The sequence below is a fragment of the Saccharothrix australiensis genome, assembly GCF_003634935.1.
GTDB classification, from domain to species: domain Bacteria; phylum Actinomycetota; class Actinomycetes; order Mycobacteriales; family Pseudonocardiaceae; genus Actinosynnema; species Actinosynnema australiense.
Map to the genome: position 1 here is coordinate 4,228,943 of NZ_RBXO01000001.1, position 19,117 is coordinate 4,248,059.

Consider the following 19,117-nt stretch of genomic DNA (forward strand, 5'->3'; position numbering starts at 1 on the left):
GGGAAGGTGTCGAACCCGTGGTCCGGGCAGCCGTCACCCTGCGCCTGGACGACCTCGACGTCCTCTGCGTCGTGCTCGACCGCACCCCCGCCGACCTGCTTCAGGTCCAACCCGACGTCGTCACCGCACCCACCACCGCCGACACCTGCGCGAGATCACCCAGGCCGACGTCGTCGGCGCGGACAAGACCTCCGGGTTCCCCGAACCGGGCTCGGGCGTTCGCGATGAACATCAGCACCTGCCCATCGCGAGGTGCGCGGCGGGCGGGGCGGCGAGTCGCTCGGCCGGCGTGGACGACGAGTCCAGCCGCACCCGCCGGTGGTCACGGACCGGAAGGTTTGAATCCGGACGCATCACACGATCGGGGGGACACGGCGGCGCCAGGCATGGTTGGCGCGACCGCGTCGACCCCGGAGACAGGGGCCGGCGCGGTCGGCGCTTTGCTCCTGTGAGGAAGGAGAGCGGTCATGCGACTCGTCCACCGGGTCGGTGGCGTGAAGATCGAGGGCTACCACCCCGTGTAGTCAGTGCCGCCCATGCTGTGTCGAACGGTGTTGCCGATCGAATGCCGGAGGCCCCAGTGATCGAATCACCGGTCCGCGACCCGGTCGAGAACCTGCTCTCCGCCCAGGCGCTGCGGCACCCCGCCGCCGCGTGGGGGCCGTTCCGACACCGTGAAGGGCTCTGGTGGAGCGACGTCCTCGGCTCGTGGGTGGCGGCGTCGTCACAGGACTGCTCGGCCGTGCTCTCGGATGCCGACAGGTTCTGCTCGGACTGGCGTCGGCTCGGCGAGGACACACCGCAGGCCGCGCTGTCCGTGCAGACCCTCGACCCGCCCGAGCACACGGCCGTGCGGACGCTGCTGGTCCGGGCCTTCCGGGCGATGGACCGGGACGGTGTGCGCGGGCGACTCGCCGAGGACGTCGAGCGGCGGATCGGCGTGCTGGCGGGCCGGGCCTCGTTCGACTTCATGGGGGAGTTCGCCGTGCCGCTGGCGCTGCGCACCATCACCGACGCCCTGGGCGTCGTGCCTCCCGACGACCACCGGTTCCCCGAGATCTCCGCCGACATCGTCGACTCCATGGACTACGCGCTGCGCCCGGAGACCGTCGAACCGGGACGCGCGGCGCGCGCCGCCCTGGCCGAGCTGGCCGGTCGGTGGCTCGACGAGCCCGTCCCCGGTCGTGGCGTGGCCGGGTACCTGGCCGTCCACCACGACACCGCGCAGGTCGACGCGACGGTCCTGCGCAACTCGCTGCGCGTCGTCCTGCACGCCGGCTACGAGTCGGCCTCCCGCCTGCTGGGCAACGCCCTGTTGGCCTGCCTGGACACCCCCGGCTCCTTCGAAGCCCTGGCCGACGGCGCGAGCGACACCGCACTGCACGAACTGGTGCGGTGCGCCGGACCCGTCCAGGCCGAGGCACGCGGATGCGTGGCCGACACCGAGGTCAACGGACACCCGGTCCGGCGCGGCGAGGTCGTGACCATCCTGATCGCGGCGGCCAACCGGGACCCGCGCGTCTTCGACGACCCCGACGCGCTGCGGCTGGACCGCCGACCCCGCCCGCACCTCGGGTTCGGCCGCGGCCCCCACGCGTGCCTGGGCGCGCCGCTGGCCCTGTTGACCCTGCGCACCGTCCTCGACGCGCTGGCCCGCCAGCGCCGGCCGCCACGCCTGCTCACCGAACCGCTGTTCCGCCGCAACGCCACCCTGCGCGGCCTCGCCCGCCTCGAACTGGGCTGGGCCTGACCGCACACCCGGCTGACGAAGGGAGAACGCCATGCGTTACCTGCACTGATACGTCACCAGATCACGGTGCCCGTCGCACAACCCGCGGCGGGCACCACACCCCTCGAAAGTTCGCACGACCAATGGGCGGAGCGCTCTCCAGTGCAGCCGAGAGCGTCCGCCCAACGCCGGCGAGAACCTTCTGACGCGAAACGGAGCGCACTTTCACCCGCAAACCGGCGCGGGATGTCATAGGGTTCCGCGCCCGCGCACAGGGCTCCGACTCCTCGGTCTACACAGCCTCGCCCAAGGCTTCGGCGCAGGCGGTGAGGTCGTGGAGCAGGCGCTCCTGCGCCGCGGCGGACAGTGGCGCGAGCATCCGCGTCTCGACCTCCCGCACGGCGACGCTCGCGGCGCGCAGCCGTGCCCGCCCCTCCGGCGTGAGGCTGGTGGGCAGGGCCCGGCCGTGCGGCGCGCTAGCTGGGCGGGCGACCAGGCCCCGGTCCTGGAGTCCGCGCAGCACCAGGTTCATGGACTGGCGCGTGACGAACACGGCACGCGCCAGCTCCGCGTTGGACAGCCCCGGCTGCTGCGCGAGCACTTCGAGGCACGCGTACTGCGGCACCGTCAGCTCCAGCGGGCGCAGTGCGGCTTCCATCGACGTGCGCAGCGCGACGGCCGCCCGCTTCAACTGGTAGCCCACGGCCCGGTCCAGCGGGCCGACCATCCCGGCTTGACTCATGTCAACATCCTGACATACGGTCCGACATGTCAACACCCTGACATAACCGGAGGACGACATGACCGTGACCGGACCCGACTTCCTCGCCCTGCAGGTCCGCGACCTCGACCGCGCGGCCCGGTTCTACGAGGACCACCTCGGGCTGCGCCGGGTGCCCGCCGGCCCGCCCGGCGCGGCGGTGTTCCACACCCGGCCCGTCCCGTTCGCCGTGCGGGAGCCGCTGCCGGGGGTCGACCTGGACGCCGCGTCACCGCGCCCCGGGCTGGGCGTCGCGCTGTGGCTGCACTGCGACGACGCGCAGGCGCTGCACGACCGGCTTCGGGCCGCGGGCGTCACCATCGTCACCGAGCCGCTCGACGGGCCCTTCGGCCGCACCTTCGCCTTCGCCGACCCGGACGGCTACGTGATCACCATCCACGACAAGTCCTGACCGCGGACCGATACCGGGCGAGGCGGACGGTCGTCGTCGCGGGGTGTCGTGGGTCACAGCGGTCGCCGTGAAGGGCCCGACGGGCTGCGGGCAAGTAGAGGCGTGACAAGGATGACCGCGGAATCACCCGCGCCCGAGCCGAGGCCGCCGATCGGGGATGGCCCGGACCTGCCAGGCCCGGACCTGTCAGCGCCGGACCCGGCATCGGTGTTCGGGCGGCTCTTCGACGACCACGCCGGGCCGCTGCACGCCTACCTGGCACGCCGGGTCGGCGACCAGACCGCCGACGACCTCGTGTCGGAGACCTTCCTGGTGGCGCTACGGCAACGGCACACCTACGACCCGGCCCGTGCCGGTGTGCGGCCGTGGCTGTACGGGATCGCCAGCAACCTGCTCCGGCGGCACGCCCGCCGGGAGGCGCGGGGCTGGCGCGCCCGTGCCCGGATGGTGGGCGCCGACCGGGCGCAGGACGAGTCGCCCGAGGTCCGCACGACCGAGCGGGTCACCGCGCAGCAGCAGGTCCGGCGGCTGGCCGGCGCGCTGGCCGCGCTGGAGCCCGGCGACCGGGACGTGCTGCTGCTGACCTCGTGGGGCCGGTTGAGCGCGACCGAGGTGGCCCAGGCGCTGGGCATCCCGGTGGGCACGGTGCACTCGCGCCTGCACCGGGTGCGCCGGTGGCTCCAGACGCACGGTTCCGTCGCGACCAGTGGAGTGGAGGACAGCGATGCGTGAGGTGGATCGGGCCGGCATGCGGCAGGTGTGGACCGAGGACGAGCTGGACCGGGCGCTGGCCGGCCTGTACGCGGAGATCGAGACCGATCAACGGGGCCTGGCCGGGGTGCGGGAGAATCTGGTGGCGGCGGCCGAGGGCCTGGCCCAGCGGCGGCTGGACGTCGTGGGAACCGGCGCGGTCGAATCCGGCACGGCCGGGAGCGGCACTGCCGAGAGCGGGGCGGTCAAGAGCGGCACTGCCGGGAGCGGCACTGCCGGGGTCAGCGCGGACGAGACCCGCACGGCCGACGGCGACACCCTCGTCGGCACCGCGGCCGACAGCGGCGTCGTCCCGATCGGGGAGCGCGCGCGCCGGCGGCGGCCGCTGCGCCGCTGGTTGGCCGCTGCCGCGGTGGTCGCCGTGCTCGCGTCCGGGGGTGTGGTGGCGCAGACGGTGCTGTTCTCCCCGGACACCGCCACCGCACGGGCACGGGAGGCGTTGACCGGCGCCGCCGAGATCGCCGCCCGCGCCGAGGACCCGGTCCTCGCGGACGGCCAGTACCGCTACCTCGCCACCCACGCCTGGTGGCTGCGGACGACGACCGCGGACGAGCGCGGCTTCTCCTACCTCAACGAGAACCTGATCGAGACCTGGATCCCCGCCGACCCGGACGACGAGTGGCTGCTGCGGCGGCGGGAGACCGGCAACCGCAAGTGGGTCAAGGGCACCGAGGCCGAAGCCCGCGCGGCCGGCGCGCCGATCGAGGAGTCGCCGTGGCCCGAGCAGCGCGCCAAGGGCGGCGCGTTCACCGGCAACGCCCCCGAGCACGGGAACTGGCAGTTCCCCGGACCGGAGTTCCTCGCCGGCCTGCCCGCCGACCCGGGGCGGCTGTACGAGCGGCTGCGCCGGGACAGCGGCGGCGGCAAGCAGGTCCTGGTCTACGCCGCGGACGCGTTGCGCTCCGGCACGGTGCCCGCCGCGGTCCGCGCGAACCTGCTGCGGGCGTTGGCGCACCTGCCCGGACTGGACGTCACCGACGACGCGGCCAACCTCGACGGCAGGCGTGGCGTGGCGCTGGGCGTCTCCGAGGACCGCGAGCGGCAGGAGATCATCCTCGACCCCGGCACCGGCGAGGTGATCGGCGAGCGCAAGGTGTCCGACTCGCTGTGGGCCGGCGTCCCGAAGGGCACCGTCACCTCCTACTCCGCCGTCACCACGGCGGTGGTCGACGGCATCGGCGTCACACCCGCCCGCTGATGCCGACCGCGGCCCGGTGGCGGGCGCGGAGCACACCCCGCCGCCGGGCCACCACCGCGACATGCCGGGCCACCGGGCTCGGGCGGCATCGATTCCGGTCGCCCGCCGAGTGGTGCCGGCCACCGGAATCCGGGATGCTTGCGCTGGCCGCTGCGCGTGTTCCACCCATGCCCCACGGACGGACACAGGACCACGAGCACCCTCGGGAGCCTCCAGTGAGAAGCACCAGAATCGTGCTGACCGCCCTGCTCGCCACCTGGGCCATCGGCCTCTCCCCCGCCGCGGCGTCGGTCGCGCCGGAGTCGCCGGAACCGCCGCCGGGCCCGAGCGCGTTCACCCTGTCCAGCAGCGCGTTCGCCAACGGCGGTGTCATGCCGAAGGTCCACGAGTGCACCAGCGGCGGCGGCAACGACCCCGCCAAGCGGAACGAGTCCCCGCCCCTGGCCTGGTCGGGCGCGCCGGCCGCCGCCCGGAGCTACGCGATCGTCATGCGCGACCTCGACAACGCCAACCTGATCCACTGGGTCATCTACGACATCCCGGCTAGCACGACGTCGCTGCCCCAGAACGTCCAGCACGTCTACCAGCCGCCGGTGCCGGCGGGCGCCCGGCAGGTCTACTACCGGGGCAGCGCGAGCCTCTGGGGCTACCAGGGGCCGTGCTCGCCCTCGACGGTGAACACCTACGAGTTCGTCGTCCACGCGCTCAACCGGGAGTCGCTGACCAACCTGGACGCCAACTCGTCGACCCGGACGGCGGCCAGGGCGATCAGCTCGGCGTCGATCGGCTCGGCCCGGATCACGGGCGAGTCGTAGCGCCCGCCACGCCGATGTGCGCGCCGCCCCGTCGACCGTGCCGGGGCGGTGCGTCGGCGTCGGCGGCAACCGCGTTGCCCGCCGCGCCGGCGGCGTAATAGGGTGCACCCGTGACTGCCGGGTCGGCCGTGGGCCATTACCGAGACGGGCACCCGGCCGAGGCGTGACCTCGGGGCGGGCCAGGGGCCCGCCGGCGTGCCGTGACCCTTTCCGCGTACTCCACGCGATGTCGACGTGCGTTTCGCCCAGCAACGTGCGTTTCGCCCAGCGGGGCGGTGTCTCGTGCGCCCGCCCTCGCCCCACGCGCCCCGGCGCGTTCCGAGCACGCCTTTTTCCCGGATTCCTGGAGAGCAGTCACGCATGGATTTCAACCAGCAGGTCATCGAGGAGTTCCGCGCCAACCGCGGTCGCGTCGGCGGGTACTTCGAAGGGGGTCGGCTGATCCTGTTGACCACCACCGGCGCGCGCACCGGCCGGCCGCGCACCACCCCGTTGGGCTACCTGCCCGACGGCGACCGCATCCTGGTCATCGGATCCGCGGGCGGGTCCGACAAGCACCCCGACTGGTACCACAACATCCTGGCCGACCCGACCGTCACGGTGGAGGACGGCACCTTCACCTACACCGCCAAGGCGACGGTCCTGACCGGCGAGGAGCGCGACGCGGTGTTCGCCCGCGCGGTGGAGGCCGACGCCGGGTGGGGCGCGTACCAGGAGAAGACGTCGCGGGTGCTGCCCGTGGTCGCCCTGGAGCACGTCGAGGGCGGCCCGGCGGGCGTGACGTCGATGGGCGAGGCGCTGCGGGCCGTGCACGACGCGTTCCGGCGGGAACTCGGCATCATCCGCGGCGAGGTCGCGGCGGCTGCGCCCCGGCTGGGCGCGCAGCTGCGGATCAACTGCCTCACCTTCTGCCAGGGCCTGGAGTTCCACCACCGGGCCGAGGACGGCGCGATGTTCCCGCAGCTCGCCGACCGGTACCCGGAGCTGGACGGCGTGCTCGCCCGGCTGCGCGCGGAGCACGAGCGGATCGCCGAGCTGCTGGCGGAGCTGACCGCGGTGGTGTCCGGCGACGGCGACGACGTGCTGTCGCGCGTCGACGCGCTCATCGCCGACCTGGAGCGGCACCTGGTCTACGAGGAGGAGCAGCTGATCCCGCTCCTCGACGCCTGACGGGCGCGGGCCGGGGTCGTGGGCGGTGGCCGGGCCGGCGGCGCGTGATCACGGCGGCCCGGCCGGATCACGGCGGCCGGCCCGGTGATACCGCCCGTCCGGGTGATACTGGGCGGCATGGGAAAGACCTACGAGCGGATCGACGGGCGGTTGCGCGAGTTCATCGAGGCGCAGCCGATGTTCTTCACCGCCACCGCGCCGCTGTCCGCCGACGGGCACGTGAACCTCTCGCCCAAGGGCCGCCGGGGCACGTGGCGGGTGCTCGACGAACGGCGGGTGGCGTACCTGGACTTCGGCGGCAGCCACGCCGAGACCATCGCGCACCTGCGGGAGAACGGCCGGATCACGCTCATGTGGTGCGCGTTCGACGGGCCGCCGAACATCGTGCGCGTGCACGGCACCGGGGAGCCGGTGTTCCGCGACGACCCCCGGTTCGCCGACCTCGTGGCGGGGTTCGGCGACGCGGACGGCCCGGCGCTGCGCGCGGTCGTGGTCGTGACGGCGAAGCTGATCAGCGACACGTGCGGGTTCGCCGTGCCGTTCCTCGACTACCGGGCGGAGCGGACGCTGCACGCCGAGTACTTCGGGCGCAAGTCCGACGAGCAGTTCGCCGCCTACTGCGCGGGCAAGGACCACAACGCGCGGAGCATCGACGGCCTGCCCGCGCTGCCCCTGCCGTTGCCGCCCAGGTCGTAGGGAGGTCGCCGCCGGCCCGGCACTGCGGCCACGTGACGCGCTGACCGCGCGGGGAGCCGGGGCACACGTCGCTCCCGACCGCGGCGGGGTGCGGCGAACCGGCACCCCATCGGTCCGTCCCCGACTTACCCTGACAGGGCGGCTGATGGCGCGGATCACTCCGGGGAGGAGGCGGTCGTGCTGGTCGAGGTGCGGGGGAACCGCGGCGCCCTGCGTCGGGCGGCGGGGCTGGCGCGCAGCACGCCGGGCCGGTTGACCCTGCTGGCGCTGCTGCTGGTGGCGGCCGCCCTGCTCGCGGGCGCGGTGACGACGGGCGCGGTGCAGCGCCGGTCCGCGGCGCTGGCGGCGCTGGCCGACCGCGACGAGCCGCTGGCGTTCGCCGCGCAGGAGGTCTACCGGGCGATGGCGGACGCGGACGCGACGGCGGCCGGCGCGTTCCTGTCCGGCGGGGTGGACTCGGCGGGGCTGCGGGGGCGGTACGAGGCGGACGTCGCGCAGGCCGCGGCGGCGCTGTCGACGGCGACCGGTGCGCTCACCCGCTCGCCCGCGCTGGCCGACGCGCTGTCGACGCTGTCCGGTCAGCTGCCGGTGTACACGGGGCTGGTGGAGACGGCGCGGGCGCACAACCGGCAGGGCCACCCGGTGGGCGCGGCCTACCTGCGGGAAGCCTCGAACCTGATGCGGACGCGGATGCTGCCCGCCGCGGGCGAGCTGTACCGGGTGCAGACCGGCGACGTGGTGCGCGACCTGGACGACGCCCGGTCGCCGCCGTGGCTGGAGGTGCCGGCGGGCGTGCTGCTGCTGGCGGCGCTGGTGCTCGCGCAGCGGTACCTGACGCGCCGGACGAACCGCGTGTTCAACGTGGGGTTGGTGGCGGCGTCGGCGGCGTGCGCGGTGTCGCTGCTGTGGGTGCTGGTGGCGTCCTCGATAGCGGTGTCGAACGCCTCGACGGGCAAGGACCACGCCGTCGTGGTGGACGTGCTGGCGCGGGCGCGGATCGCCACGCTGACCGCGCGGGGCGACGAGACGCTGACGCTGGTGGCGCGCGGCGGCGGCCGGGCCTACGAGGAGCGCTACGTCGAGGTCGTCGGGGAGCTGCGGGGCCTGCTGGACCGGGCGGGACCGGCGCGGCCCGCCGTGGCGGCGGCGCGCGGGCACCTCGACCGGTGGCAGGAGGCGCACGGGCGGGTGCGCGCGGCCGACGGGGCGGGCGACCACACCGCGGCGGTCGCGGTGGCGCTGGGTTCGGACGCGGGCGGCGCGGCCTCGGCGTTCGACGGGCTGGACTCGGCCCTGCTGGACGCGCTGGAGCGGGCGCGGGCGGAGTTCACCGACGAGATCGCCGGCGCGCGCGGCGCGGTGGCGGGCGTGGTCCCGGTGGTGGTGCTGTCGGCGGTGCTGACGGCGGTGGCGTCCACGGCGGGGCTGTGGCAGCGGCTCAAGGAGTACCGGTGAGCGCGCGGGGCCTGCTGCTCGGGCTGGTGGCCGTCCTGGTCGCCGGGTGCGCGCCGGTGCCCGGCGGCGCGCCGGGGATCGTCGGCGGTTCGGCGGTCGCGCCCCGACCGGCGGGGGTGGAGGAGCTGACGGCGCCACCGGGCACGGCGGACCCGGCGGACCCGGCGTGCGACGCCACGGCGAGCCTGCGACCCGCGGGTGAGCTGCCGCCCGCCGGGCGGATGCCGGCCGGGTCGACGATGGAGCGGGTCCTGTCGCGCGGGCGGCTGGTCGCCGGGGTCGACCAGAACACCTACCTGATGGGGTTCCGCAACCCGTTCTCCGGGGAGCTGGAGGGGTTCGACGTCGACATGGCCCGCGAGGTCGCCCGCGCGATCTTCGGCGATCCGACGCGCATCCGGTTCGAGGTGCTGACCTCGGAGCAGCGCATCCCCGCCCTGGAGCGCGGCGACGTGGACGTCGTGGTGCGGACGATGACGGTCAACTGCGAGCGGTGGCGGCAGGTGTCGTTCTCCACGGTCTACTACCAGGCCGGGCAGCGGGTGCTGGTGCCCGTGTCGTCGGACGTGACCGGCATCGAGGCGCTGGGTGGGCGGCGGGTGTGCGCGACGAAGGGTTCCAGCTCGCTGGTCAACGTGGCCAACGCACCGTCGCGGCCGATCGCCGTGTCGGTGCCGGACTGGACGGACTGCCTGGTGATGCTCCAGCAGGGGCAGGTGGACGCCATCTCCACCGACGAGCCGATCCTGGCGGGGTTCGCCGCCCAGGACCCGTACACGAAGGTGGTCGGGCCGCAGTTCACCGCCGAGCCCTACGGGATGGCGTTCAACAAGCGGCACGAGGACTTCGTGCGGTTCGTCAACGCGCTGCTGGAGCGGCTGCGGGCGGACGGCACGTGGGCGTCGGTCCACCGCAGGTGGCTGGGCGAGCCGCCCGCGCCACCCGTCGCGGCCTACCGGGACTGACGGCCGTGGCCGCCGGGGAGCACGTCGACGCCGGACCGGACCGACCGGTGGCGGACCGACCGGTGCCGGCCGGGGCGGTGGGTACGCGGTCGGTGGGCGCGGGGTCGGTGCCGGCGGGCACGGCGTGCGCCGGCGGGACGGGCGCGGAGGCGGGAGGCTTGCGGGTGGCGAGCGGCGGCGCGCGGCCGGACGTCCCCAGGTCGGGAGGGGCACTGCCGGGGGCGCTGCCGCGTTTTCCCGGAGTGGCGCCGGCGGCGGACGTGGTGCGGACGGAGGCGGCGTGATGAGCGTGACGGGTCGACCCGACGCGGACGAGTTCGGCACGGCCACCGCGTCGGCGACCGCGACCGCCGGTCCCGGCACGGGACCGCACGCGGGACCGGACCGGCGCGACCCCGGGGCGGGCACGGTGGCGGGCACGGTGGCGGGCGCCGGGCCGGCCACGTGCCCCGCCCCGAGCCCGCCCGCGCCGGGCACGGGCCCGGCCACCGCGCCGGCGGTGGCGTCGCCGTCGACCTCCTCGGGCGGCCGGTCGCGCCGGTCGTCGGGGCGGTCCTCGGCGCGCGGCCGGTTGGGCGCGGGCCTGGTCGAGGTGCCGCGCGTGCCCTACCGCGACCCGAAGGCGGCCGTGCTGACCGACCCGGAGGTGCCCGAGGCCAAGCGGTTCTGCTCGGGGTGCGGCAAGGAGGTCGGGCGCGCCCGCGACGGGCGGCCGGGCCGGGTCGAGGGGTTCTGCCCGCACTGCGGCCACCACTACTCGTTCACCCCGAAGCTGGCGCCCGGCGAGGTCCTGCACGACCAGTACGAGGTGCTGGGGTGCCTCGCGCACGGCGGGCTGGGCTGGATCTACCTGGCGGCCGACCACGCGGTCAGCGACCGGTGGGTGGTGCTCAAGGGCCTGCTGGACTCCGGTGACGCGGACGCGATGGCGGCGGCGATGGCCGAGCGGCGGTTCCTGGCCGAGGTGGAGCACCCGAACATCGTCAAGATCCACAACTTCGTCCGGCACGCGGACCGGCGGTCCGGCGAGCTGGTGGACTACATCGTGATGGAGTACGTCGGCGGCACGTCGGTCAAGGACATGATCAAGGCGGTGCGGGCGGACGGCACGGGCCGCCGGTCGCTGCCCGTGGCGCAGGCCATCGCCTACGCGCTGGAGGTGCTGCCCGCGCTGGGGTACCTGCACGGGGTGGGCCTGCTGTACTGCGACTTCAAGCCGGACAACGTGATCCAGACCGAGGAGCAGCTCAAGCTGATCGACCTGGGCGCGGTGCGCCGCGTCGACGACCGCCGCTCCCCCATCTACGGCACGATCGGCTACCAGGCGCCGGAGATCGGCGCGGTCGGCCCGTCGGTGGCCTCCGACCTGTACACGGTGGGCCGGGCGCTGGCGGTGATGAGCTTCCCGTTCGACTTCCGTGACGCGCACCGGGAGTCGCTGCCGTCGGCGCGCGACGAGCCGCTGCTGGCCCGGCACGACTCGTTCCACCGGTTCCTGCGGCGCGCCACGCACCGCGACCCGGAGCAGCGGTTCGGTTCGGCGGAGGAGATGGCCGAGCAGCTGACCGGTGTGCTGCGGGAGGTGCTGGCGCAGCAGGACGACGTGCCGCGGCCCGGCGCGTCGCGGCTGTTCACGCCGGAGCGGCGGGTGCCCGGCGCGGAGGGGGTGCCCGACCCGCGTGCCGCGGCGGCGGGGCTGCCGGTGCCGCAGGTGGACGCGGCGGACCCGGCGGCGGGTTTCCTGGCGACGGCGACGACCGGTGACGCCGACCAGCTGGTGGCGGCGCTGCGGGCCGCCCCGGTGCCGACCGTGGAGGTGCGGTTGCAGGTGGTGCGCGCGTTGATCGGGGCGGACCGGGTGCCCGAGGCGGAGGAGGAGCTGGCGGACCTGGCCGGGGCGGGGTCGCGGTTCGACCCGGACGACCCGCGGGTGCCCGCGCACGACGACTGGCGGCCCGGCTGGTACCGGGGGCTGGCGGCGCTGGCGCGCGGCCGGGCGGGGCTCGCGCGGGCGGCGTTCGAGCGGGTCCGCGACGTGCTGCCGGGCGAGGCCGCGCCCAAGCTGGCGGTGGGCGTGGCCGCGGAGCTGGACGGCGACCCGGAGGCGGCGGCGGCCTGCTACCGGGTGGTGTGGCGCACCGACCACGCCTACGTCGGCGCGGCGTTCGGGTTGGCGCGGGTGCTGCCGGTCGCGGCCGGGCGGGACGCCGCGGTGGAGGTGCTGCACTCGGTGCCGGAGACCTCCAGCCATCATGTGGCGGCGCAGGTGGCGGCGGTGCGGGTGCAGGCCGGTGGCACGCACGCGGACGTGGTGGCGGCGGGAGCGAGGTTGGCCGGGTTGGAACTGGATGTGGCGCGGCGCGTGGGGCTGACCGCGGAGGTGCTGGCCGCGGCGTTGGCGTCGCTGCCCGCCGACGGGCCGGTGCCGGTGGGTCGGCTGCTGGACTGCGAGTGGAGCGAGTCGGGGCTGCGGTCGGGCCTGGAGCGCTGCTACCGGCAGCTGGCGCGGCTGGCGGACACCGCCGAGGAGCGGATCGCCCTCGTCGACCGCGCGAACGCGGTCCGGCCCCGGACGTTGGTGTGACGATGGAATCGTGCCCGGAGTGCTCGGCGGCCGTGTCGCCGCAGGACCGCTTCTGCGAGCGGTGCGGCCGGAACCTGAGGGTGCGGCGCACGCCCGTGGGCGGGCCGGGGGCGGCGGAGCGGGACCGGGTGGAGTTCGTGCTGCCGGGGCTGGCCGGGGTGAGCGACCGGGGCAGGCGGCGGCGGCGCAACGAGGACTCGATGGCGTTCGGGCGGGTGCGCGGGCGCGGCGTGGCGGCGGTGGTGTGCGACGGGGTGGCGTCGTCGGAGCGGGCCGAGGAGGCGTCGCAGGTGGCCGTGGACACGGCGCTGGACGTGCTGCTGACCGCCGTGCGGTCGGGCGCCGACCCGGAGGAGGCGACCGGCGCCGCGGCGCTGTCGGCGGACGCGGCGGTGGGCAGGCTGGCGCGGGCGGGCGCGGAGGAGGTCGCGCCGTCCTGCACGTTCGTGTCGGCGCTGGTCACCGACGAGGCCGCCACGGTCGGCTGGGTGGGCGACTCGCGGGCCTACCTGGTGGGCGGGTCGGGTGCGGCGCGGTTGACCACGGACGACACGTGGGCGGCGCAGCTGGTGGCCGAGGGTGTGCTGACCGAGGCGGAGGCGCTGACCGACCGGCGGGCGCACGTGCTGTCGCGGTGGCTGGGCGCGGACTCGGCGCTGGACGCGCCGCAGGCGGTGACCTTCCGGGTCGAGACGCCGGGGCTGCTGGTGCTGTGCAGCGACGGCTTGTGGAACTACGTGCCCGAGCCGGAGGACCTGTTCGCGGTCGTGCCGCAGGGGGTCACGCCGGTGGAGGTGGCGCGGGAGCTGGTCGAGGTCGCGCTGGAGGCGGGCGGGCACGACAACATCACGGTCGTCGTCATCCAGCTGCGCGGCGGGCAGGGCGCTTGAGCCCGACTCGCGCGGCGTCCGGTCGCGGTGCGTCCGCGGCCCCTGCGTGGTGGTCCGTTGCGCCGAGAGGCGAAGGGTGTCGGCGCCGCCGGGGACGCTGCGCGGAACGACCACCCCGTCGCCTGCGCACGAACCCGCGGCCGTGTCCCCTGCCGTGCGACCGGGAGCCCGCGGAGCCCCCGCGAACCGCGCACTGACCACCGACGGCCGGGTCCGTGCCCACCGGTGCCGCGGCGCGTGCCGGCACCGGTGCACCCCCGGGCACGACCTCCGCCCGATCGGGCAATACCGCGCGCACGGGGTCGCGCGCGGGTGCGTGGAACTGGTGACCTGCGGCGAGCGGGTGGCGCACCGGGTGGTGCCCGCCCGGCCGGCGTGCCGCACCGGAGACGATACGGAGACCACACGACATGCGTTCCACGGATTCCGACGAGGCGCGGTCGCGTCACCGCGCGGTGCGCGGCATCAAGGAGTCGCTGCGCGAGCTGCGCAGCCAGCTGTCGATGTACAACCACCAGGTCGGCGCCCGGCTGGAGCTGCGCGACGTCGACCTGGACTGCCTGGAGATCGTGCTGGAGCACGGGCCGCTGACGCCGACGGCGCTGGCCCGGCGCACCGGTCTCCACCCGGCGACGATGACCGGCATCCTCGACCGCCTCCAGCGCGGCGGCTGGGTGGTGCGCGAGCGCGACGCCGAGGGCACCGACCGGCGCGCGGTGCTGGTCCGGGCGTTGCAGGACCGCAACGCGGAGCTGGCCCGCCTGCGCGCGGGGATGAGCACGGCGCTGGACGACCTGCTGGGCGGGTACGACGACGAGGAGCTGGCGCTGCTGACCGACTTCCTGCGACGCACCACCGAGGCGGGCCGGGCGGCCACCGAGGACCTCGCGCGGGGCTGAGACCGACGGGGCGAATCCCGCGGAAACGTCCCCCGCGACGGCGGCGCGTTGGAGCATGGCACGCGGGGGACGCGGGGGCGCCGGGGGAACGGGCCCGCGTCGAAGGACCGGTGCACGGGGAGGGGTATCGATGGGTGACGAGGTCGACGCGGTGTTGGCGCAGTGGCGGGTGGAGCGGCCCGACGTGGACGCCTCGCCGGTCGCCGTGCTGGGGCGGGTCACGCGGCTGGCCCGGCTGGTGGAGCGGGAGTTGCGGGACTTCCTGGCGCGCTTCGGCCTGGAGCCGGGCGAGTTCGAGGTGCTGACGGCGCTGCGGCGCGCGGGCGGCGCGCACGGGCTGACCGCGGGCGCGTTCCGGAACTCGGCGCTGGTGACGGCGGGCGCGATCACCAACCGCATCGACCGCATGGCGGCCAAGGAGCTGGTCCGGCGGGTGCCGGACGGGACGGACCGGCGGGTGGTGCGGGTGCGGTTGACCGACACCGGCCGGGCGCTGGTGGACGCGCTGCTGGCCGAGCACATGGCGCGGTACGCGCGGCTGCTGGAACCGCTGGACCAAGCGACGCGGGAGGTGGTCGCCGACGCGCTGCGGGTGCTGCTGGAGCGGTGCGAGTAGCCGCCCGCGACGGCCCGCGGCACCTGGCGGAGCGCGGAGGACCGGCCGCGCTCCGCCAGATGGCGCGGGCGCGGACGAGTCGGGTGGCGGTCGCGCCCCGGTGGCTCGCGATCCGGTGATGCCGTCGGGTCGGGAACCGGCCGGGGTCAGCGCGGCACGGCGTCGAGTGCCTTGAACACGCGCTTGTCGGACACGGTGTAGCGGGTGGGGATGGTCTGCGCGAAGTAGCTCAGCCGCAGCTCCTCGATCATCCAGCGCACCTCGTCCAGCTCGGGGTGCGGCTCGTCGGCGGGCAGCCGGGCGCGCAGCTCGCGGTACTCGGCGTCGACCTCGTGGACGCGGTCCATCCAGTCCCGGTCGCGGTCCACGTTCTCGGTGAGCTTGTCCAGGCGGCGGGAGATGCCCTGGAGGTAGCGGTGGATGTCCGACAGCCGCGACGCCCCCGCGGCGGTGACGAAGTCCTTGTGCACCAGGCCCGCGAGCTGGGCGCGGACGTCGGCCAGCGACTCGTCGTACACCGCGCCCCGGATGCGGCCCAGGCGCAGTTCCGCGTCCTGGGCGGCGTCGAGCACGTTGCGGACCTCGCGGACGACGTCGAACACCGTCTCGCCGAGGTACTTGCGCACGTAGTCGACCAGCCGGGTGAAGCCCTTGGCGGTCCAGGCCGGTCCGCCCGCGGAGTCCACGAGGTGGTCGACGGCCGCCGCGATGCAGTCGGCGAGCAGCGCCGCGACGCCGCCGTGCGGGTTGCGGGTCAGGGTGAGCTTCTCGGCGTTGGACAGGCCGCGCTGGAGCAGCTTGACCGGTGACGGCACGGTGAGCAGCAGCAGGCGGCGGGTGCCGCGCTTCATCGCCGCCGCCTGCCTGCCTGGGGTGTCCAGGATCTCGACGGCGACGCTGTCGCCCTTGTCCACCAGGGCCGGGTAGGCGGTGACGACGATTCCCGAGCGCCTGCGCTCGACGGTCTTGGGCAGGTCGCCGACGTCCCACGTGGTCAGGCCGGTGCGGGCCAGGTTCGACGCGGCGGCGGCGAGGGTCTCCCGCAGCTGCCCGCGCAGCTGCTGCTTGAGGGCGGCGAGGTCCTTGCCCCTGGCCAGTTCGCGGTCCTGCTCGTCGACGACCTCGAAGGTCAGCTTGAGGTGCTGGGGCACCTGGTCGAGCTGCCACTGCTCGCGCGGCACGACGACGCCGGTCAGCGCGCGCAGCTCGCGCTCCAGGGCGGGCAGCAGCGGCTCGTCCGGGTCGATGCGGGACAGCGCCGCCGCGGCCACGTCCGGCACCGGGACGAAGTTGCGGCGCACGGGTTTGGGCAGCGACCGGATCAGCGCGACCACCAGGTCCGTGCGCAGGCCGGGCACCTGCCAGGACAGGGCGTCGTCGGGCACCGAGGTGAGCGCGGGCAGCGGCAGCCGCACGGTGACGCCGTCCACGGCCGCGCCGGGTTCGAAGCGGTAGGTCAGCGGCAGGTCCAGGCCGCTGCGCACCATCCGGTCGGGGTAGGCGTCGGGGCTGACGTCGGCCCGGTCGTTGACCAGCATCGACTTGTCGAAGGTGAGCAGGTCCGGCTGGGTGTGGCGGGTCTTCTTCCACCACGTGTCGAAGTGCCGCGCGGACACGACGTCCGGGCCGACGCGCTGGTCGTAGAACTCGAAGAGGGTGTCGTCGTCGACCACGATGTCGCGCCGCCGCGCCCGGTTCTCCAGCTCGGCGACCTCGTCGAGCAGCGCGCGGTTGTGGTGGAAGAACCTGTGGTGGGTGGTCCACTCCCCCTGCACGAGGGCGTGGCGGATGAACAGCTCGCGCGACAGCCCCGGGTCGATCGACCCGTAGTTCACCTTGCGGGCGGTGACGATCGGCACGCCGTAGAGGGTGACCTTCTCCAGGGCCACGACCGCGCCCCGCTTGGCCTCCCAGTGCGGTTCGCTGTAGGTGCGCTTGACGATGTGCCCGGCGAGCCGCTCGGCCCACTCGGGCTCGATGCGGGCCACGATCCGGCCCCACAGCCGGGAGGTCTCCACCAGCTCGGCGGCCATCACCCACTGCGGCGGTTTGCGGAACAGCGCGGAGCCGGGGAAGATCGCGAACTTCGCGTTGCGGGCACCCAGGTACTCGGTGGCCTGCCGCTTGCCGGGTTCGCGCTTGACGACGTCCTTGACGCCGATGTGCGACAGCAGCCCGGACAGCAGCGAGACGTGCACCGCGCGCGGCTCGGCGTCCTGCTCGTTGACGTGCACGCCGAGGGTCTTGGCGACCTGCCGCAGCTGGGTGTAGATGTCCTGCCACTCCCGCACCCGCAGGTAGTTCAGGAACTCGGCGCGGCACAGCCGGCGGAACTGGTTGGACGACAGCTCCTTCTGCTGCTCGCGCAGGTACCGCCACAGGTTGAGGTAGGCCAGGAAGTCCGAGTCGGGGTCGGCGAACCGGGCGTGCCGCTCGTCGGCGGCCTGCTGCTTGTCCGACGGCCGTTCGCGCGGGTCCTGGATGGACAGCGCGGCGGCGATGACCATGACCTCGCGGACGCAGCCGTTGCGGTCGGCCTCGATCACCATGCGGGCCAGCCGCGGGTCGACCGGAAGCTGGGCGAGCTTGCGGCCCAGCGGCGTCAGCTTCTGCTCGCCGGGCACGATCGCGCCCAGCTCCTGCAGCAGCTGCACGCCGTCGGCGATGTTGCGCGCCTCGGGCGGGTCGATGAACGGGAACGCCGCGATGTCGCCCAGGCCGATCGCGGTCATCTGCAGGATGACCGAGGCGAGGTTGGTGCGCAGGATCTCCGGGTCGGTGAACTCCGGGCGCGCGTCGAAGGAGTCCTCGGTGTAGAGGCGGACGCAGATGCCCTCCGAGACGCGGCCGCAGCGGCCCTTGCGCTGGTTCGCCGACGCCTGCGAGATCGGCTCGATGGGCAGCCGCTGCACCTTCAGGCGGTTGCTGTAGCGGGAGATGCGGGCGGTGCCGGGGTCGACCACGTACTTGATGCCGGGCACGGTCAGCGACGTCTCGGCGACGTTGGTGGCCAGCACCACCCGGCGGCCCCGGTGCGGCTGGAACACGCGGTGCTGCTCGCCGAACGACAGCCGCGCGTACAGCGGCAGGATCTCGGTGTCCGGCAGCGCCAGCGCGGCCAGCGCGTCGGCGGTGTCGCGGATCTCGCGCTCGCCGGACAGGAACACCAGCACGTCGCCGGGCCCCTCCGCCTGCAGCTCGCGCACCGCGTCGCACACCGCCTGCGTCTGGTCGCGGTCGGGGTCGGCGTCCGGGTCGTCGGGGTCCACCACCGGCCGGTAGCGCACCTCGACCGGGTAGGTGCGGCCGGAGACCTCGATGATCGGCGCGTCGCCGAAGTGCCGGGAGAACCGCTCCGGGTCGATGGTGGCGGAGGTGATGACGAGCTTGAGGTCCGGCCGCCGGGGCAGCAGCTGCTTGAGGTAGCCGAGCAGGAAGTCGACGTTGAGGCTGCGCTCGTGGGCCTCGTCGATGATGATCGTGTCGTAGCGCGACAGCATCCGGTCGGTCTGGATCTCGGCCAGCAGGATGCCGTCGGTCATGAGCTTGACCAGCGTGTCGTCGCCGGACTGGTCGGTGAAGCGCACCTTGTAGCCCACGGCCGCCCCCAGCGGCGTGCCCAGCTCCTGGGCGACGCGCTCGGCGACCGTGCGGGCGGCCAGCCGGCGGGGCTGGGTGTGGCCGATCTGGCCCAGCACGCCGCGCCCCAGCTCCAGGCAGATCTTGGGCAGCTGGGTGGTCTTGCCCGACCCGGTCTCGCCGGCGACGATCACCACCTGGTGGTCGCGGATGAGCGCGGCGATGTCGTCCTTGCGGGCGCTCACCGGCAGTTCACCCGGATAGGTGATCTTCGGCACGGCTTCCCGGCGCAGCGCGACGCGCAGCTCCGCGCGTTCGACGTCGGCGGCGATCTCGGCGAGGACCGCCTCGCGGGCGTCGCCGTCGCGGACCTTGCGCGCCCCGTCGAGCCTGCGGCGCAACCGCCGCTGGTCCCCGGTCATCAGGTCGGACAGGCGTCGGTTCAGGTCGGAGTGCGCGGTGGTGTTCATGCTGCGATCAGGATAGTGGTGCGCTCCGGACGGGGCCGCCGATTATCGGCCGTGCGGCGGGACGCGTGTCCCACCGCACGGCCGGCCCGGCGGCCCGGCGTGAACCGG

Annotated in this window: 16 protein-coding genes; 13 read left to right on the forward strand and 3 right to left on the reverse strand. The window is 74.8% G+C overall.

The features are described from left to right. Positions 1-100 precede the first annotated feature (100 nt). Positions 101-232, reverse strand: a complete 132-nt coding sequence (locus C8E97_RS36535; protein ID WP_281275438.1) for a hypothetical protein — start codon at positions 230-232, stop codon at positions 101-103. 348 nt (positions 233-580) lie between these two features. Between C8E97_RS36535 and C8E97_RS18230 the strand changes: the two genes are divergently transcribed. After that, positions 581-1,750 carry a cytochrome P450 gene (locus C8E97_RS18230; protein WP_121006811.1) on the forward strand — a complete coding sequence of 390 codons (1,170 nt, stop codon included), beginning with the start codon at positions 581-583 and terminating at the stop codon, positions 1,748-1,750. Positions 1,751-2,021: 271 nt separating this feature from the next. Here C8E97_RS18230 and C8E97_RS18235 read toward each other — a convergent pair whose 3' ends face one another. Next, positions 2,022-2,471, reverse strand: coding sequence for a MarR family winged helix-turn-helix transcriptional regulator (locus C8E97_RS18235; protein ID WP_121006812.1), 450 nt, complete (start codon positions 2,469-2,471; stop codon positions 2,022-2,024). Positions 2,472-2,529: 58 nt separating this feature from the next. Here C8E97_RS18235 and C8E97_RS18240 point away from each other — a divergent pair, with 58 nt between their 5' ends. The 12 genes from C8E97_RS18240 (at position 2,530) to C8E97_RS18300 (ending at position 14,960) form a co-directional block, all read left to right on the forward strand. Beyond that, positions 2,530-2,901: a VOC family protein gene (locus C8E97_RS18240; protein ID WP_121006813.1), complete on the forward strand. Its 372-nt coding sequence runs from the start codon at positions 2,530-2,532 to the stop codon at positions 2,899-2,901. Positions 2,902-3,012: 111 nt separating this feature from the next. After that, positions 3,013-3,633, forward strand: coding sequence for an RNA polymerase sigma factor (locus C8E97_RS18245; protein WP_121006814.1), 621 nt, complete (start codon positions 3,013-3,015; stop codon positions 3,631-3,633). After that, positions 3,626-4,870, forward strand: coding sequence for a CU044_5270 family protein (locus C8E97_RS18250; protein WP_147455163.1), 1,245 nt, complete (start codon positions 3,626-3,628; stop codon positions 4,868-4,870). The genes C8E97_RS18245 and C8E97_RS18250 overlap by 8 nt, the downstream gene beginning before the upstream one ends. A gap of 233 nt (positions 4,871-5,103) precedes the next feature. Continuing rightward, positions 5,104-5,685 (forward strand): YbhB/YbcL family Raf kinase inhibitor-like protein, encoded by a 582-nt coding sequence (locus C8E97_RS18255; RefSeq protein WP_425470670.1) that lies wholly within the window; start codon positions 5,104-5,106, stop codon positions 5,683-5,685. A gap of 360 nt (positions 5,686-6,045) precedes the next feature. Next, positions 6,046-6,855, forward strand: coding sequence for a nitroreductase/quinone reductase family protein (locus C8E97_RS18260; RefSeq protein WP_121006817.1), 810 nt, complete (start codon positions 6,046-6,048; stop codon positions 6,853-6,855). Between the two features lie 117 nt (positions 6,856-6,972). Next, a complete protein-coding gene (locus C8E97_RS18265) occupies positions 6,973-7,551 on the forward strand; it encodes a pyridoxamine 5'-phosphate oxidase family protein (protein WP_121006818.1) in 579 nt (192 codons plus the stop codon). A 177-nt stretch (positions 7,552-7,728) separates the two neighbouring features. Continuing rightward, entirely contained in the window at positions 7,729-9,006 is a 1,278-nt protein-coding gene (locus C8E97_RS18270) for a hypothetical protein (RefSeq protein WP_246018972.1), read from the forward strand. Next, a complete protein-coding gene (locus C8E97_RS18275) occupies positions 9,003-9,971 on the forward strand; it encodes a glutamate ABC transporter substrate-binding protein (RefSeq protein ID WP_121006819.1) in 969 nt (322 codons plus the stop codon). Before C8E97_RS18270 ends, C8E97_RS18275 begins: the two co-directional genes overlap by 4 nt. Positions 9,972-10,254: 283 nt before the next feature. After that, on the forward strand, positions 10,255-12,555 hold the full coding sequence (locus C8E97_RS18285; protein WP_246018973.1) for a serine/threonine-protein kinase: 2,301 nt from the start codon (positions 10,255-10,257) through the stop codon (positions 12,553-12,555). Positions 12,556-12,557: 2 nt separating this feature from the next. After that, positions 12,558-13,445, forward strand: a complete 888-nt coding sequence (locus C8E97_RS18290) for a PP2C family protein-serine/threonine phosphatase (protein WP_121006821.1) — start codon at positions 12,558-12,560, stop codon at positions 13,443-13,445. Between the two features lie 410 nt (positions 13,446-13,855). Next, positions 13,856-14,344 (forward strand): MarR family winged helix-turn-helix transcriptional regulator, encoded by a 489-nt coding sequence (locus C8E97_RS18295; protein ID WP_121006822.1) that lies wholly within the window; start codon positions 13,856-13,858, stop codon positions 14,342-14,344. Between the two features lie 130 nt (positions 14,345-14,474). Next, a complete protein-coding gene (locus C8E97_RS18300) occupies positions 14,475-14,960 on the forward strand; it encodes a MarR family winged helix-turn-helix transcriptional regulator (RefSeq protein ID WP_121006823.1) in 486 nt (161 codons plus the stop codon). Between the two features lie 146 nt (positions 14,961-15,106). Here the strand turns inward: C8E97_RS18300 and hrpA are convergent, their stop codons facing one another. Further along, a complete protein-coding gene (gene hrpA, locus C8E97_RS18305) occupies positions 15,107-19,009 on the reverse strand; it encodes an ATP-dependent RNA helicase HrpA (RefSeq protein WP_121006824.1) in 3,903 nt (1,300 codons plus the stop codon). Positions 19,010-19,117 lie beyond the last annotated feature (108 nt).